Genomic DNA, 219 nt, shown 5'->3' with positions numbered 1-219 from the left:
AATAGCTCTGTGGTGCTCGATAGTTTACATGTAAACGGCTCACTAACACTGGGAGAAAACCTTGCAGATATAGGCGGTTTAGCCATTGCCTATGATGCGTTTAAAATGACCAAACAAGGGCAGGGAACCGATAAAATTGACGGTTTTACGCCCGATCAGCGGTTTTTCTTGGGATTTGCCCAGGTTTGGAAACTAGTAAACAGACCGGAAACGATGCGC

At 45.7% G+C, this 219-nt stretch carries 1 protein-coding gene; it reads left to right on the top strand.

Annotation, left to right across the window (positions count from 1 at the left end; translation table 11 throughout):
* The coding region (locus tag CWB99_RS23775; RefSeq protein WP_138686253.1) for a M13-type metalloendopeptidase at window positions 1–219 on the top strand (219 nt) is incomplete at both ends.

Source organism: Pseudoalteromonas rubra, assembly GCF_005887095.1.
In the GTDB taxonomy this organism is placed as follows: Bacteria; Pseudomonadota; Gammaproteobacteria; order Enterobacterales; family Alteromonadaceae; genus Pseudoalteromonas; species Pseudoalteromonas rubra_E.
The sequence above is the reverse complement of the archived record's forward strand: the minus strand, read 5'-3'. Positions and strand labels throughout refer to the sequence as shown.